Genomic DNA, 14,400 nt, shown 5'->3' with positions numbered 1-14,400 from the left:
TGTGTGCCAGAAGAGCTAGTTCTTCTGGATCTGGTCGAAGGAGAGCTCGACCGGGGTCTCGCGGCCGAAGATCTCCACCAGGCCCTTGACCTTCTTGGAGTCGGGGTTGATCTCGTTGATGGTCGCCTGCAGCGTGGCGAACGGGCCGTCGGTGACGGTGACCGAGTCGCCGACCTCGAAGTCCAGCACCTGGACCTCGACCTTGCGCTGCGGGGCCGGCTTGCCCTCGGCCTCGGCGGCCTCGCGGGCGGCCTTCTCCTCGGCCTCCGGGGCGAGCATCTTGACGATCTCGTCCAACGTCAGCGGGTACGGGTCGTAGGCGTTGCCCACGAAGCCGGTGACACCGGGGGTGTTGCGGACGACGCCCCAGGACTCGTTCGTCAGGTCCATGCGGACCAGGACGTAGCCCGGCAGCTTGTTCTGGCGGATCGTCTTGCGGTCGCCGTTCTTGATCTGGACGACCTCTTCCTGCGGCACCTCGGCCTGGAAGATGTAGTCCTCGACGTTCAGCGAGACGGCGCGCTGCTCCAGGTTGGTCTTCACCCGGTTCTCGTAACCCGCGTACGTGTGGATGACGTACCACTCGCCGGGCAGCGTCCGCAGTTCCTCACGGAGCTTCTCGACCGGGTCACGGTCGTCCTCGGGCTCCTCGGCCGCTTCCACGGCCTCGGCGCTCTCTTCCGTCTCGGCGCTCTCGTCCGTCTCGGCGCTCTCGTCCGCGGTGGTGTCGGCAGCCTCGGCCTCGGCGAAGGCCTCGGTGTCCTCGACGTCCGGGCCCTCGACGGCGGCGAGCGCGTCCTCGGCGGACTCGGCCCCTTCGCCGTAAGGCTCAACGGCGTCGTTCACGTTCGGGTCAGACACGGTGGCTGCTTCTTCCTGGATACAAGGGGTGGAACATGCGAAAAGGAGCGCCGGATACCTCGGCGCTCTTCGCTCTCGGCTCAGCCGAAGACGTACTTGGCGGCGTGACTGAGACCATAGTCGATCAGGGTGACCAGACCGATCATCAGGACGACGAAGACGATCACGACGGTCGTGTACGACGTCAGCTGGTTTCGGGTCGGCCAGACGACCTTGCGGAGCTCCGAGATGATCTGGCGGTAGAAGAGCGCGAGGCGCTTCAGCGGGCCTTTCTTGGCCCGCTTGCCGCCCTTGCGGGTCTTCTTCTGGGAGTCCGGCGCCTCGTCCTGGGCATCAGGCATGTCGATGGAGCCCACGGCGTCCGTCACTCGTCCTCACCTGATTCCGGGTCGTGGCCGTGCCGCGCCCGGTCTGAGCCCGCACGGCGGTGCATTGCTGTACGTACATGCGCACACATCCTGGCGAAGGTGTGTGTAGCAGGGCCGGAGGGACTTGAACCCCCAACCGCTGGTTTTGGAGACCAGTGCTCTACCAATTGAGCTACGACCCTTTGTGTGTCCCCCAACGTACCGCATCCGACCGGATGCTTGGTGTGCACCGGCTGAGCGCGGGCCGCTGAAGGCCAACGAGGTGAGAGTGTACGTGTTCCTGGGCCGGGCGTCGAACAGAAAGTACGCGGGAGGCACCGTTCCGGCGGAGGACCGTCCCGGCCGTGGTGGACCGGCGGCATCGATCCGGACTGGTGTTCAGGGGTTTGCCCGGTGTTGTTCAGTACGTGAAACCCTCGTGCCGCGTGGGTTTCCGGTCTGGAACGATGGGCCCCATGAGCGCTGCAACCCCTCCCACCGAGCGCCGGGTCTCCGCCCGAGTCGGTGCGATCTCCGAGTCCGCCACCCTCGCCGTGGACGCCAAGGCCAAGGCCCTCAAGGCCGCCGGGCGACCGGTGATCGGCTTCGGTGCCGGTGAGCCCGACTTCCCGACGCCTGACTACATCGTCGAGGCCGCGATCGAGGCCTGCAAGAACCCGAAGTACCACCGGTACACGCCGGCCGGCGGTCTGCCGGAGCTGAAGGCCGCGATCGCCGCGAAGACGCTGCGCGACTCCGGCTACGAGGTCGACCCGTCGCAGATCCTGGTCACCAACGGCGGCAAGCAGGCCATCTACGAGGCCTTCGCCGCGATCCTCGACCCGGGCGACGAGGTCATCGTCCCGGCGCCGTACTGGACGACGTACCCGGAGTCGATCCGGCTGGCCGGCGGTGTCCCGGTCGAGGTGGTCGCCGACGAGACGACCGGTTACCGGGTGAGCGTGGAGCAGCTGGAGGCGGCCCGCACCGAGAAGACGAAGGTCGTCCTCTTCGTCTCCCCGTCGAACCCGACCGGCGCGGTCTACAGCGAGGCCGAGACCGAGGCGATCGGCCGCTGGGCCGTCGAGCACGGCCTGTGGGTGCTGACGGACGAGATCTACGAGCACCTGGTCTACGGCGACGCCGTGTCGGTGTCGCTGCCCGCGCTCCTGCCCGAGCTGCGCGACAAGTGCATCGTGGTCAACGGTGTCGCGAAGACGTACGCGATGACGGGCTGGCGGGTCGGCTGGATCATCGGCCCGAAGGACGTGGTGAAGGCCGCGACCAACCTCCAGTCGCACGCCACGTCGAACGTCTCCAACGTCGCCCAGGTGGCCGCACTCGCCGCCGTCTCCGGCGACCTGGACGCCGTCGCGACCATGCGTGAGGCCTTCGACCGCCGGCGGAAGACCATCGTGCGGATGCTCGACGAGATCGACGGCGTGGTCTGCCCGGAGCCCGAGGGCGCGTTCTACGCCTATCCCTCGGTGAAGGCGCTGATCGGCAAGGAGATCCGGGGCAAGCGGCCGCAGAGCTCCGTCGAGCTGGCGGCACTCATCCTGGAGGAGGCCGAGGTCGCGGTGGTGCCGGGTGAGGCGTTCGGCACGCCGGGCTACCTGCGGCTGTCGTACGCGCTGGGCGACGAGGACCTCGTCGAGGGCGTGAGCCGGATCCAGAAGCTGCTGGCGGAGGCGCGCGACTGACGTCGCCCTCCCCCACAGGGGCGCCCGGGTCTCCTCCCGTGCGCCCCTGTTTGTTTGTGCGAGCAAGACCACGAATGGGGAAACCGCTACCGGGACGGCGGGAGCGTGCGGCAGGATCGGCGAATGCTGAGCTCTTCAGGGGGGTACCCCCCGAACCCCCCGCGTGTACGTGATCTCTCTGAGCTGCCGAAAGCCCATCTGCACCTGCACTTCACCGGGTCCATGCGGCCCACCACCCTGCTGGAGCTGGCCGACAAGTACGGCGTGCGCCTGCCCGAGGCGCTGACCGACGCCCTGACGAGCGGGGAGCCGCCGAGACTGCGGGCCACGGACGAGCGCGGCTGGTTCCGCTTCCAGCGGCTGTACGACGCGGCGCGCTCGTGCCTCAGGGAGCCGGACGACATCCGGCGCCTTGTGCGGGAGGCGGCGGAGGAGGAGGTGCGGGACGGCTCGGGCTGGCTGGAGATCCAGGTGGACCCGACGTCGTACGCGCCCCGGCTGGGCGGGCTGATCCCGGCACTGGAGATCATCCTGGACGCGGTGGACGCGGCGGCGCGGGACACCGGGATCGGGATGCGGGTGCTGGTGGCGGCCAACCGGATGAAGCATCCCCTGGACGCGCGCACGCTGGCCCGGCTGGCGGTGCGGTACGCGGACCGGGGGATCGTGGGGTTCGGCCTCTCCAACGACGAGCGGCGCGGGATGGCCCGCGACTTCGACCGCGCGTTCGCGATCGCGCGTGAGGGCGGGCTGCTGTCGGCGCCGCACGGCGGCGAGCTGACGGGCCCGGCGTCGGTACGGGACTGCCTGGACGACCTGGAGGCGGACCGCATCGGACACGGCGTACGGGCGGCGGAGGACCCACGGCTGCTGAAGCGGCTCGCGGACCGCCAGGTGACGTGCGAGGTGTGCCCGGCGTCGAACGTGGCGCTGGGCGTCTACGACAAGCCCGAGGACGTACCGCTGCGGACCCTCTTCGAAGCGGGCGTACCCCTGGCGCTGGGCGCGGACGACCCCCTGCTGTTCGGCTCCCGCCTGGCGGCCCAGTACGAGATCGCACGGAACCACCACGGCTTCACGGACCCGGAACTGGCCGAACTGGCCCGCCAGTCGGTACGAGGCTCAACGGCCCCGGAGGACGTGAAGGCAAAGCTGCTGGCAGGGGTGGACGACTGGCTCACCGCCCCGGCGTAACTGTCGGCGATCGTGCCTCCCCCAGTGCCTCAAGGGCCTGGGAGATACCCCCAGGGCGGCACGGGTGGGCACAGCGGCACATGGACGATCGTGCGGCGCGAGTACGCGGCGAAGGAGAACAGGACGACGAGCCGGTTCAGCCCGTCGTGGTCGCCGAGGAGCAGGCCGATCGGTTCCGGGGCACGCGGCGAGGTGCGGCGCAGGATGTGCCGGGGCTGGACGACGCGGTGCTCGCGCGGGCCGGTCCGGGGACGGAACTCGCGCAGTCTCAGATGCATGGGGCCGGCTTCACGCGCCCAGGATCGCGGACCCGTGCGCCGGACGGCGACGGAGATTCGGCTACAGGCTGACGCCCACCGTGACCGGTTCGTTGACCAGGGTGACGCCGAACGCGCCGCGGACGCCCGCGACGACTTCCCGGGCCAGGGCGAGGAGGTCTTCGGTCGTCGCCTCGCCCCGGTTGGTGAGGGCGAGGGTGTGCTTGGTGGAGATGCGGGCCGGGCCCTGGCCGTAGCCCTTGGTGAAGCCGGCCTTGTCGATCAGCCAGGCCGCGGACGTCTTGGTGTGTCCCTCGCCCGCGGGATACGCGGGGGGCTCCACGCCGTCGCCGAGCCGCTCCCGTACACGCGCGCGGAAGGCCGCGAACGCCTCGTCGTCGAGGATCGGGTTGGTGAAGAAGGAGCCGGCCGACCAGGTGTCGTGGTCCTCGGGGTCCAGGACCATGCCCTTGCCCGCGCGGAGCTTCAGCACCGTCTCGCGGGCTGTGGCCAGCGGTACCCGGTCGCCCGGCGCGACACCGAGGACACGGGCCGTCTCGGCGTACTTGACGGGCCCGGAGAGGCCGCCCGCGTCCTCCAGTTCGAAACGCACCCGCAGGACGACGTAACGCTCGGGGTCGGCCTTGAGGCGGCTGTGGCGGTACGAGAAGGCGCACTCCTCGTTGCCGAGGGTGACGGTCTCGCGGGTGCGGCGGTCGTAGGCGACGACCTCGGTGATGGTGGAGGAGACCTCCTGGCCGTACGCCCCGACGTTCTGGATCGGGGTGGCGCCCGCCGAGCCGGGGATGCCGGCCAGGCACTCGATGCCGGCGAGACCCGCCTCCACGGTGCGGGCGACGGCGTCGGTCCACACCTCGCCGGCGGCCAGCTCCAGGCGTGTGCCGTCCAGGGTGAAGCCCTTGGTCGCGACGACGAGGGCGGTGCCGTCGAAGCCCTTGTCGCCGATGACCAGGTTGGAGCCGCCGCCGATGACCAGCAGCGGCGTACCGCTGTCGTCGGCCTCGCGGACGACGGCGATCACCTCGTCGTCGGTCGTCGCGGTGACCAGCCGGGTCGCGGGGCCGCCCAGCCGGAAGGTGGTCAGCGGGGCGAGGGGGGCGTCGTGGAGTTCCTGCACGGGCCCAAGACTACGAGACGGCACCGACAAGCCCCCGCCGCGTCCGGCTCGGCTCAGCTCAGCCGGACGACCGCCCGCGACATGCCCAGCACCTTCTGTCCGGCGCTGGTCGCGGTGAGGTCGACGCGGACCGTGTGGTCGTCGAGCTTGGCGGCGACCTTGCCACTGACCTCGATGACGGCGCCCCGGTCGTCATCGGGGACGACGACCGGCCGGGTGAAGCGGACGCCGTACTCGACGACCGCGCCCGGGTCGCCCGTCCAGTCGGTCACCACGCGGATCGCCTCGGCCATGGTGAACATGCCGTGCGCGATGACGTCGGGGAGGCCGACCTCCTTGGCGAACTTCTCGTTCCAGTGGATGGGGTTGAAGTCGCCGGAGGCGCCCGCGTACTGGACGAGGGTGGCCCGGGTCACGGGGAACGTCTGTGCGGGCAGCTCGGTGCCGACCTCGACGTCGGCGTAGGAGATCTTCGCCGTCATGGTGTTGGTCACGCCTCCTCGGCCGCGCGGGCCACCAGCTTGGTCCAGGCGGTCACGACGTGTTCGCCGGCCTGGTCGTGCACCTCGCCGCGGATGTCCAGTATGTCGTTGCCCGCCATCGACTTGACCGCCTCGATGGTCGAGGTGACCGTGAGCCGGTCACCGGCGCGCACGGGACGGACGTAGGCGAACTTCTGGTCGCCGTGCACCACCCGGCTGTAGTCGAGGCCGAGCTGCGGGTCGGCGACGACCTGTCCGGCGGCCTTGAAGGTGATCGCGAACACGAAGGTGGGCGGGGCGATCACATCGGGGTGGCCGAGCGCCTTGGCGGCCTCCGCGTCCGTGTACGCCGGGTTGGCGTCCCCCACCGCCTCGGCGAACTCGCGGATCTTCTCCCGGCCCACCTCGTAGGGCTCGGTGGGCGGGTAGCTCCGCCCCACGAAGGACTGGTCGAGCGCCATGCGCGCGGCACCTCCTGTGTCTGGCTGTCTCTGCGGGTGTCTGCCTGCGGTCGGCCGGTCCTGACCGTATCCGGCCAACGGGAAAACGACACGAGGCCGCCCCCCTGGCTGGGGGGACGGCCTCGTGTACGAGCCTGTTTTATCGCGTTTCGCGGTGCGCGGTGTGCGCGTTGCAACGCGGGCAGTGCTTCTTCATCTCAAGACGGTCCGGGTTGTTACGCCGGTTCTTCTTGGTGATGTAGTTCCGCTCCTTGCACTCCACGCAGGCCAGCGTGATCTTCGGGCGGACGTCGGTGGCAGCCACGTGAGTGCTCCTTGACGAACGGATTGACTGTATTTACGCAATGAAGAGTAGCCGATCGAAGGACCGACCCCGCAATCGGCTACTGTCTGTAGCGGTGACCGGACTTGAACCGGTGACACAGCGATTATGAGCCGCTTGCTCTACCGACTGAGCTACACCGCTTTGATGCGATCGGGCCCCGCCTCGCGGCGGGAACCTCTCACACCAGAGCCCCAAAACGGAATCGAACCGTTGACCTTCTCCTTACCATGGAGACGCTCTGCCGACTGAGCTATTGGGGCGAGCGATGAAGACATTACACGGTCCGCCGCCGATCGCCCAAATCCGTTTCGGCCCCCCTCTCCCGGGTGGACCACGCCGGTACGACTATTGGGCTCCTCCCGGCGAGGGACGGGCCCCCGGCCTAGGCTCGGACTCACTCTGCGTGATCTTGCCTGCGTGCCCCTGCTCCCCGTACGCAGCCCGAGCCCCTGGAACGCGATGCCCGACAGCCGGCCGCAGCCACCGTCCCGTCCGCCCTCGTCCTCGGATCCGGCTCCGGCTCCGGCTGCGGTCGATCCGGCCCCGCTGCTGCTGTGCGGCGCGCGTCTCACCGACGGCCGGACCGTGGACGTACTGCTGGGCGGCGGGCGCATCGAGGCGGTCGGTACGGCCGGCAGCCTGGCGGCGGACGGCACGCGCGCGTGCGGCACACAGGTCGACCTCACCGGCTATCTGCTCCTGCCGGCCCCCGCGGAGCCCCACGCCCACGCGGACACCGCCCTGTCCGCCGACGCCGGCGGCCCCGTCTCGTACGACCCCCGGGACGTCCAGTGCCGCGCGACGAAGGCGGCGCTGCTCCAGCTCGGGCACGGTGCGACGGCGCTGCGGGCGCACGTACGCGTGGGCGACGTGGCCGGGCTCGGCGCGCTGACCGCCGTACTGCGGGCGGAGCGCTCGCTGCGCGGGCTGGCCGAACTGACGACGGTGGCGGTGCCGCGGGTGCTGACCGGGGTGGCCGGGGCGGACGGGCTCGCGGTGCTGCGGGACGCGGTGAAGATGGGCGCGTCCGTGGTGGGCGGCTGCCCCGATCTCGACCCCGACCCCACGGGGTACGTGGAGGCGGTCCTGGAGGTCGCCGCCGAACACGGCTGCCCCGTCGACCTGCACACGGACGCCGCCGACCCCGCCCGTACGGCCCGGTTCGCGGCCATGGCGGGCGGACTGCGGCCGGGGGTCGTCCTCGGCCCGTGCGGCGGTCTCGCCCGGCTGCCCGCCGAGCCGGCCGCGCGGACCGCGGACAGGCTCGCGGCGGCCGGGGTGACGGTGGTGTGCCTGCCGCAGGGCGGCTGCGGCGCCGTGGACCGCCGGGGCTCGGCACCGGTACGGCTGCTGCGGTCGGCGGGGGTGCGGGTGGCCGCCGGGAGCGGTGCCCTGCGGGACGTGTCGAACCCGGTGGGCCGCGGCGACCCGCTGGAGGCGGCGTACCTGCTGGCCTCCCGCCACGGGCTGTCCGCCGAGGACGCCTACGCCGCGGTGAGCGCGTCGGCGCGGGCGGCCCTGGGACTGCCCGAGGTGCGCGTGGAGGCGGGTTTCCCGGCCGAGCTGCTGGCGGTCCGCGGGGACGGGCTCCCGGGGGCGCTGTCGCTGGGGTACAGCCGCATCGTGGTGCACGGGGGGCGGGTGGTGGCGCGGACGAGCGCGGTGCGGGAGTACTGCGGTCCGGCGGCGTCGTTGGCGTCGTCGGCGGCGGCTTCGTCGGCGGAGACGTCGTCGGCGGAGGGGGAACCGGGACTGCCCCGGCAGGGCCGGGGCAGCGCGTAGAGCCGGGCGGGTCCCCGGGGCGTTGCGCGGCGGACGGGGCGACCCCGGCGTACGGTCGGAGGCATGCGCATTGTCATCGCTGGTGGTCATGGTCAGATCGCGCTGCGGCTGGAGCGGCTGCTCGCCGCGCGCGGGGACGAGGCGGCGGGCATCATCCGCAAGCCCGAACAGGCCGACGAGCTGCGGCAACTGGGCGCCGAACCGGTCGTGCTCGATCTGGAGTCGGCGTCGGTGGAGGAGGTCGCCGAGCGGCTGGAGGGGGCGGACGCGGCGGTGTTCGCGGCGGGCGCCGGGCCGGGCAGCGGTACGGGCCGCAAGGAGACGGTGGACAGGGCGGCTGCGGTCCTCTTCGCCGACGCGGCCGTCCGCGCGGGCGTACGGCGTTTCGTGATCGTGTCGTCCATGGGCGCGGACCCGGCCCACGAGGGCGACGAGGTCTTCGACGTGTACCTGCGCGCCAAGGGCGAGGCGGACGCGTACGTACGCGGTCTGGACGCCCTGGACTGGACGATCCTGCGGCCCGGTCAGCTCACCAACGACGCCGGTACCGGCCTGGTCCGCCTGGAGGCCCACACGGGCCGCGGCCCGGTCCCGCGCGACGACGTGGCCGCCGTGCTGGCGGAGCTGGTGGACACCCCCGCGACGGCCGGTCTGACCCTGGAGCTGATCAGCGGCCCCGCGCCGGTGTCGGTGGCCGTGAAGTCGGTGGCCGGCAACTAGAAGAGGGACATCTGCCCCGGGAACTCCGGTACCGCGTAACCGTCCAACGAGGGCTGTTCCGCACCGAACTGGGCCTGCCTGCGCGACCCGGGGCACGAGGTCAGTTCCCCGCTCCCCCGGGCGCCGGGCGGATCGTGCCGCGCGTACCGCCCGGCGACGACGGCGATCTCACGACGGCACTCGGGGCAGGAACGGCGACGGGACGACATGGGGCCAGTGTGCCCTGGTGCCTCCGCCCGCGAACAGCATGCGCCCACGAACACGAAGAGACCCCCTCCGGACTGCGTTTCCGCAGTCCGGAGGAGGTCTTCCCCAGTGTGGCGGCGCCAGGATTCGAACCTGGGAAGGCTGAGCCGGCAGATTTACAGTCTGCTCCCTTTGGCCGCTCGGGCACACCGCCTGGGTTGCTGCCGTCGAACCGCTTTTCGGCGGTGCTCCCTGGCAACGACGTAAACAATACCCGATGGACAGGGGTGCTTCGCCACCCGATTGATCGCCACCCGGAGGCCGGGGGGTGACTAGGCTGGTCCGGATGCGGCCGGGGACCGATGCCGGGCTCGGGGGCCGCTTCACGTACGCCGGTACGCATCCGGTGCGCAGCCCGGTACGCACCCCGATACAAGGAGCCACAGGACATGGCCGACTCCAGTTTCGACATCGTCTCGAAGGTCGAGCGGCAGGAGGTCGACAACGCCCTCAACCAGACCGCCAAGGAGATCTCGCAGCGCTACGACTTCAAGGGCGTGGGTGCCTCGATCTCGTGGTCCGGGGAGAAGATCCTCATGGAGGCGAACTCCGAGGACCGGGTGAAGGCCGTCCTCGACGTCTTCCAGTCCAAGCTGATCAAACGGGGCATCTCCCTGAAGGCCCTGGACGCGGGTGAGCCCCAGCTCTCGGGCAAGGAGTACAAGATCTTCGCGTCGATCGAGGAGGGCATCTCCCAGGACAACGCGAAGAAGGTCGCGAAGATCATCCGTGATGAGGGCCCGAAGGGCGTGAAGGCCCAGGTGCAGGGCGACGAGCTGCGGGTCAGCTCCAAGAGCCGCGACGACCTGCAGGCCGTCATCGCGCTGCTCAAGGGCAAGGACTTCGACTTCGCCCTGCAGTTCGTGAACTACCGGTAGGTCCGGCCGGCCGCGCCGGGACCGGTGGCGTTCGCGCGCCGCACGGGCACGAGGAAGGGTGGGCACCCGCGCGGTGACCGCCCTTCTCGCCTGCCGGCCGCGGCTCAGGGACCGCCGCGCGGTGCCCGGTCAGTCGCGTGAGTGGCCGAACAGGATGCGGTAGGCGATCAGGAGGACCAGCGAGCCGCCGATCGCGGCGGCCCAGGTGGCGCCGTCGTAGAAGTCCTTGGTGATCGGGTGGTCGAGCCAACGCGCCGATATCCAGCCGCCGATGAAGGCGCCGGCGACACCGATCAGCGTCGTGCCGATGAGGCCGCCCGGGTCACGGCCGGGCAGCAGGAACTTCGCTATGGCTCCGGCCAGCAGTCCCAGGATGATCCAACTGATGATCGTCATTCCGTGCACCTGCCCCTTTCCCGCTGTTCTCGCACCTTGAAGGACGCCGCGCGTATACATGCCGGTTGCCTGTGATCAGTAGGGTGCGGCCTCATGACAGACACCTCCGGTCCCGCGCTGCGGCGCACGCTCGGCGTCGGCGATGCCGTGGTCATCGGTCTCGGCTCGATGGTGGGAGCCGGGATCTTCGCCGCCCTGGCGCCCGCCGCGCACGCGGCCGGTTCCGGGCTGCTCCTCGGGCTGGCGGTCGCCTCCGTGGTCGCCTACTGCAACGCCACGTCGTCGGCGCGCCTCGCCACCCTCTACCCGGCCTCGGGCGGCACGTACGTGTACGGGCGCGAGCGGCTCGGGGACTTCTGGGGCTATCTCGCGGGCTGGGCCTTCGTGGTCGGAAAGACGGCCTCGTGCGCGGCGATGGCCCTCACCGTGGGCGCGTACGTCTGGCCGGGGCAGGCGCACGCCGTGGCGGTGGCCGCCGTGGTGGCGCTGACCGCGGTGAACTACGGCGGTGTCCAGAAGTCCGCGTGGCTGACGCGGGCGATCGTGGGTGTGGTCCTGGCTGTCCTCGCTTCCGTGGTGGTGGTGTGCCTGACGTCGGGGGAAGCCGAGGCCGGGCGGCTGGGCATCGAGGTCTCCGGCGGTGCCGGCGGGGTGCTGCAGGCGGCCGGTCTGCTGTTCTTCGCCTTCGCCGGGTACGCCCGTATCGCGACCCTCGGTGAGGAGGTCCGGGACCCGGCACGCACCATCCCCCGGGCGATCCCGCTGGCCCTGGGCATCGCGCTGGTCGTGTACGCGGCTGTCGCTGTGGCCGTCCTCTCGGTGCTGGGGTCGAAGGGGCTGGGCGACGCCACCGCGCCGCTCGCCGACGCGGTGCGGGCCGCCGGTGTTCCCGGGCTGGTGCCGGTGGTGCGGGTGGGAGCGGCGGTGGCCGCGCTGGGCTCGCTGCTCGCCCTGATCCTGGGGGTCTCACGGACGACGCTGGCCATGGCCCGGGACCGGCATCTGCCGGGTGCCCTCGCCGCCGTGCATCCGCGGTTCCAGGTGCCGCACCGGGCGGAACTGGCCGTGGGCGCGGTGGTCGCCGTCCTGGCCGCCACGGTGGATGTGCGGGGCGCGATCGGGTTCTCCTCCTTCGGTGTGCTGACGTACTACGCGGTGGCCAACGCGTCGGCCTGGACACTCGATCCACGGCCGGCGACGCGGGTGGTTCCGGCGGTGGGGCTCGCCGGGTGCCTGGTGCTGGCGTTCTCGCTGCCGTGGGTTTCGGTGGCCGTGGGTGCGGGGGTGCTGGTGGTGGGGGTGGCGGCTTACGGCGTGCGGCGGAGGTCGGGGGCGAGCGGTAGCCGGTAGCCGTGGCGGGTAACGGGTGCGAGGTGAGGCGTGTTCTCAGGTGCGGCGGGTTTCCCAGGTGTGTCTGGTCCTTTCGAGCCTTGAGTTCCGGGATGTTTTTCCGGGGTGCCGCGGTGACCTTCCCCGAGCTCGGTCAGGATGCCGGCGCCGATGTCCCCCGGCCCGTGAAACCGGTCCAGGGGGTCAGGTCCACCCCCTCGTTCTCCTCCTCGTACCAGCCCGTGCCCTGGACCCAGGAGCGGAGCCAGTCCGTGAGGCCTGGCGCGTCGAGGAACCAGGCGTGGTCGGGGTCGCCCGGGTTGGGTTCGAAGAGGAGAACGGTGGCCTGGGGTGAGCGGCAGTCCACACAGGCGTACATGCCGCAGCCCCAGTGGGATATGGGCAGCATCCCCTCGGGCCAGGACCAGTCGGGGTCCTCGCGGCCGCTCTCACGGTTGGCGAGGTACTGGGCCACGGCGGCGGGTTCACCGGAGGGCGCGCTGTCCAGCAGGGGCAGCAATCCGTACTCGGGGCCGAATCCGCCGTCCGCTATGCGCAGATAGAGCTCGGCGAGCAGCGGGGGCAGGGCGAAGCCCAGTGTGGCCTCGGCGCGTGCCAGTGTGGCCGCGTCGATGGGCTCGGGGAGGGAAGGCCAGCCCCATGGGAGGGTGTTGCGGGCCTTTTCCGCCACCTGTGTCAGCAACTGCTCGTGCTCGGTCATGGGTTCATCATGCGTGCCGCCACTGACACCCGTGCGGGCCTGTGGACAACCTCTGGCTTGTGGACAACGCCCGGGTCATGACGCGACCGACGGGGGCGCCTCCCGCCTCACCCGCGCTGTGTGAACGACTGGTCCGTCCGCACGATTTCGCGGCCCAGCGGGAACAGCGAGACCGGGATCAGCTTGAAGTTGGCGATCCCGAGCGGGATTCCGATGATCGTCACGCACAGGGCGATGCCGGTGACGATGTGGCCGAGCGCCAACCACCAGCCCGCGAGGAGCAGCCACAGCACGTTGACGAGGAAGGAAGGGGCTCCCGCGTCCCGGCGCTCGACCGTCGTGTACCCGAAGGGCCACAGGGCGTAGACGCCGATACGGAAGGCGGCGACGCCGAAGGGGATGCCGATGACCGTGATGCAGAGCAGCACGCCCGCGAGCAGGTAGCCGAGGAACAGCCAGAAGCCGCTGAAGACGAGCCATATGAGATTCAGGATGGTCTTCACTGGTGGTGACCTGCCATCTTCTCGAGCCGGGCGATGCGTTCCGCCATCGGCGGGTGGGTGGAGAACATCTTCGAGAGCCCCTGGCCCGGGCGGAACGGGTTGGCGATCATCATGTGGCTGGCCGTCTCGATGCGGGGCTCGGGGGGCAAGGGAAGCTGTTTGGTGCCGTGCTCCAGTTTGCGCAGGGCGCCGGCGAGGGCGAGGGGATCGCCGGTGAGCTGGGCGCCGGAGGCGTCGGCCTCGTACTCCCGGGAGCGGCTGATGGCCAGCTGGATGAGGGACGCGGCGAGCGGGCCGAGGATCATGATCAGCAGCATGCCCAGGAGGCCGGGGCCGTCGTCGTCGTCCGAGCGGCCGACCGGGATCAGCCAGGCGAAGTTGACCAGGAACATGATCACGGAGGCGAGGGCGCCGGCGACCGAGGAGATCAGGATGTCGCGGTTGTAGACGTGGCTGAGTTCGTGGCCGATGACGCCGCGCAGCTCCCGCTCGTCCAGCAGGCGCAGGATGCCTTCGGTGCAGCACACGGCCGCGTTGCGCGGGTTGCGGCCGGTGGCGAAGGCGTTGGGGGCCTCGGTCGGGGAGATGTACAGGCGCGGCATGGGCTGGCGGGCCTGGGTGGAGAGCTCGCGGACCATGCGGTACAGCCCCGGGGCCTCGAACTCGCTCACCGGGCGGGCGCGCATCGCGCGCAGGGCCAGCTTGTCGCTGTTCCAGTACGCGTACGCGTTGGTGCCCAGCGCGATCAGGACGGCGACGACGAGCCCCATGCGGCCGAAGAAGCTGCCGATGACGATGATGAGTGCGGACAGTCCCCCGAGGAGGACCGCTGTCCTGAGCCCGTTGTGCCGACGGTGCACGGTACGCCCTCCAAGTCGTGCGGCAGGGGGACCCTTGCTTGCTGATCTTCCTTCTGACCTGCGCTGTCCACTGGTCTCGTGGTGTCACGTCCAGTGGACCCTCCCGTACCGGTCAACGCCAGGCGAAGGGCACTAGTTCCCTTGTGCGCGCGGTGGCGCGTGTCAACCGTCCGGGTGACGGCCGTCCGGAGCGTCCC

General features: G+C 70.8%; 17 protein-coding genes, 4 tRNA genes and 1 pseudogene. 6 read left to right on the top strand and 16 right to left on the bottom strand.

Annotated elements, in window-relative coordinates; genetic code table 11:
* Nucleotides 1-15: 15 nt before the first annotated feature.
* The 3 genes from nusG to ACIA6T_RS00855 form a co-directional block, all read right to left on the bottom strand.
* Entirely contained in the window at nt 16-861 is an 846-nt protein-coding gene (gene nusG, locus ACIA6T_RS00865; RefSeq protein ID WP_399444437.1) for a transcription termination/antitermination protein NusG, read from the bottom strand.
* A gap of 80 nt (nt 862-941) precedes the next feature.
* The gene (gene secE / locus ACIA6T_RS00860; RefSeq protein WP_399444436.1) at nt 942-1,229 is read right to left on the bottom strand and encodes a preprotein translocase subunit SecE; all 288 of its coding nucleotides are present in this window, start codon (nt 1,227-1,229) and stop codon (nt 942-944) included.
* Between the two features lie 109 nt (nt 1,230-1,338).
* Nucleotides 1,339-1,411: transfer RNA gene (locus ACIA6T_RS00855), tRNA-Trp, on the bottom strand.
* Nucleotides 1,412-1,684: 273 nt separating this feature from the next.
* Between ACIA6T_RS00855 and ACIA6T_RS00850 the strand changes: the two genes are divergently transcribed.
* Both ACIA6T_RS00850 and ACIA6T_RS00845 read left to right on the top strand, forming a co-directional pair.
* Nucleotides 1,685-2,911 (top strand): pyridoxal phosphate-dependent aminotransferase, encoded by a 1,227-nt coding sequence (locus ACIA6T_RS00850; protein WP_399444435.1) that lies wholly within the window; start codon nt 1,685-1,687, stop codon nt 2,909-2,911.
* Nucleotides 2,912-3,034: 123 nt separating this feature from the next.
* Nucleotides 3,035-4,105: an adenosine deaminase gene (locus ACIA6T_RS00845; RefSeq protein WP_399444434.1), complete on the top strand. Its 1,071-nt coding sequence runs from the start codon at nt 3,035-3,037 to the stop codon at nt 4,103-4,105.
* Nucleotides 4,106-4,158: 53 nt separating this feature from the next.
* Here the strand turns inward: ACIA6T_RS00845 and ACIA6T_RS00840 are convergent.
* The 7 genes and pseudogenes from ACIA6T_RS00840 to ACIA6T_RS00810 all read right to left on the bottom strand — a co-directional run.
* Nucleotides 4,159-4,383 (bottom strand): annotated as a pseudogene (locus ACIA6T_RS00840) (hypothetical protein); the annotation flags it as partial.
* 61 nt (nt 4,384-4,444) lie between these two features.
* A complete protein-coding gene (locus tag ACIA6T_RS00835; protein ID WP_399444433.1) occupies nt 4,445-5,500 on the bottom strand; it encodes a UDP-N-acetylmuramate dehydrogenase in 1,056 nt (351 codons plus the stop codon).
* Nucleotides 5,501-5,553: 53 nt separating this feature from the next.
* Nucleotides 5,554-5,982 (bottom strand): MaoC family dehydratase, encoded by a 429-nt coding sequence (locus tag ACIA6T_RS00830; RefSeq protein WP_399444803.1) that lies wholly within the window; start codon nt 5,980-5,982, stop codon nt 5,554-5,556.
* 8 nt (nt 5,983-5,990) lie between these two features.
* Nucleotides 5,991-6,443 (bottom strand): MaoC family dehydratase N-terminal domain-containing protein, encoded by a 453-nt coding sequence (locus tag ACIA6T_RS00825; protein ID WP_399444432.1) that lies wholly within the window; start codon nt 6,441-6,443, stop codon nt 5,991-5,993.
* 139 nt (nt 6,444-6,582) lie between these two features.
* Nucleotides 6,583-6,747 (bottom strand): 50S ribosomal protein L33, encoded by a 165-nt coding sequence (gene rpmG / locus ACIA6T_RS00820; RefSeq protein ID WP_003948671.1) that lies wholly within the window; start codon nt 6,745-6,747, stop codon nt 6,583-6,585.
* Nucleotides 6,748-6,836: 89 nt separating this feature from the next.
* Nucleotides 6,837-6,909, bottom strand: a tRNA-Met gene (locus tag ACIA6T_RS00815).
* A gap of 46 nt (nt 6,910-6,955) precedes the next feature.
* Nucleotides 6,956-7,028, bottom strand: a tRNA-Thr gene (locus tag ACIA6T_RS00810).
* A 199-nt stretch (nt 7,029-7,227) separates the two neighbouring features.
* On the opposite strand from ACIA6T_RS00810, the gene ACIA6T_RS00805 reads away from it, so the two are divergent.
* Complete coding sequence (locus ACIA6T_RS00805) at nt 7,228-8,550, top strand: amidohydrolase family protein (RefSeq protein ID WP_399444802.1); 1,323 nt, start codon at nt 7,228-7,230, stop codon at nt 8,548-8,550.
* A 63-nt stretch (nt 8,551-8,613) separates the two neighbouring features.
* Nucleotides 8,614-9,270, top strand: coding sequence for an NAD(P)H-binding protein (locus tag ACIA6T_RS00800; RefSeq protein ID WP_399444431.1), 657 nt, complete (start codon nt 8,614-8,616; stop codon nt 9,268-9,270).
* Here the strand turns inward: ACIA6T_RS00800 and ACIA6T_RS00795 are convergent.
* A complete protein-coding gene (locus ACIA6T_RS00795) occupies nt 9,267-9,479 on the bottom strand; it encodes a hypothetical protein (protein ID WP_399444430.1) in 213 nt (70 codons plus the stop codon). The genes ACIA6T_RS00800 and ACIA6T_RS00795 overlap by 4 nt on opposite strands.
* Nucleotides 9,480-9,588: 109 nt before the next feature.
* A tRNA-Tyr gene (locus ACIA6T_RS00790) sits at nt 9,589-9,670 on the bottom strand.
* A 235-nt stretch (nt 9,671-9,905) separates the two neighbouring features.
* Here ACIA6T_RS00790 and ACIA6T_RS00785 point away from each other — a divergent pair.
* Nucleotides 9,906-10,394 (top strand): YajQ family cyclic di-GMP-binding protein, encoded by a 489-nt coding sequence (locus tag ACIA6T_RS00785; protein WP_024883143.1) that lies wholly within the window; start codon nt 9,906-9,908, stop codon nt 10,392-10,394.
* Nucleotides 10,395-10,523: 129 nt separating this feature from the next.
* Here ACIA6T_RS00785 and ACIA6T_RS00780 read toward each other — a convergent pair whose 3' ends face one another.
* A complete protein-coding gene (locus tag ACIA6T_RS00780; RefSeq protein ID WP_399444429.1) occupies nt 10,524-10,790 on the bottom strand; it encodes a GlsB/YeaQ/YmgE family stress response membrane protein in 267 nt (88 codons plus the stop codon).
* A 93-nt stretch (nt 10,791-10,883) separates the two neighbouring features.
* Here ACIA6T_RS00780 and ACIA6T_RS00775 point away from each other — a divergent pair, with 93 nt between their 5' ends.
* Entirely contained in the window at nt 10,884-12,140 is a 1,257-nt protein-coding gene (locus ACIA6T_RS00775; RefSeq protein ID WP_399444428.1) for an APC family permease, read from the top strand.
* A 133-nt stretch (nt 12,141-12,273) separates the two neighbouring features.
* Here ACIA6T_RS00775 and ACIA6T_RS00770 read toward each other — a convergent pair whose 3' ends face one another.
* From ACIA6T_RS00770 to htpX, 3 genes are all read right to left on the bottom strand, one after another.
* A complete protein-coding gene (locus tag ACIA6T_RS00770; protein WP_399444427.1) occupies nt 12,274-12,840 on the bottom strand; it encodes an SMI1/KNR4 family protein in 567 nt (188 codons plus the stop codon).
* A gap of 107 nt (nt 12,841-12,947) precedes the next feature.
* The gene (locus ACIA6T_RS00765) at nt 12,948-13,343 is read right to left on the bottom strand and encodes a YccF domain-containing protein (protein ID WP_385058373.1); all 396 of its coding nucleotides are present in this window, start codon (nt 13,341-13,343) and stop codon (nt 12,948-12,950) included.
* Nucleotides 13,340-14,203, bottom strand: coding sequence for a zinc metalloprotease HtpX (htpX, locus tag ACIA6T_RS00760; protein WP_399444426.1), 864 nt, complete (start codon nt 14,201-14,203; stop codon nt 13,340-13,342). Before htpX ends, ACIA6T_RS00765 begins: the two co-directional genes overlap by 4 nt.
* Nucleotides 14,204-14,400: the final 197 nt, after the last annotated feature.

The sequence above is a fragment of the Streptomyces sp. NPDC051740 genome, from assembly GCF_044453165.1.
Taxonomy (GTDB): Bacteria; Actinomycetota; Actinomycetes; order Streptomycetales; family Streptomycetaceae; genus Streptomyces; species Streptomyces atrovirens.
The sequence above is the reverse complement of the archived record's forward strand: the minus strand, read 5'-3'. Positions and strand labels throughout refer to the sequence as shown.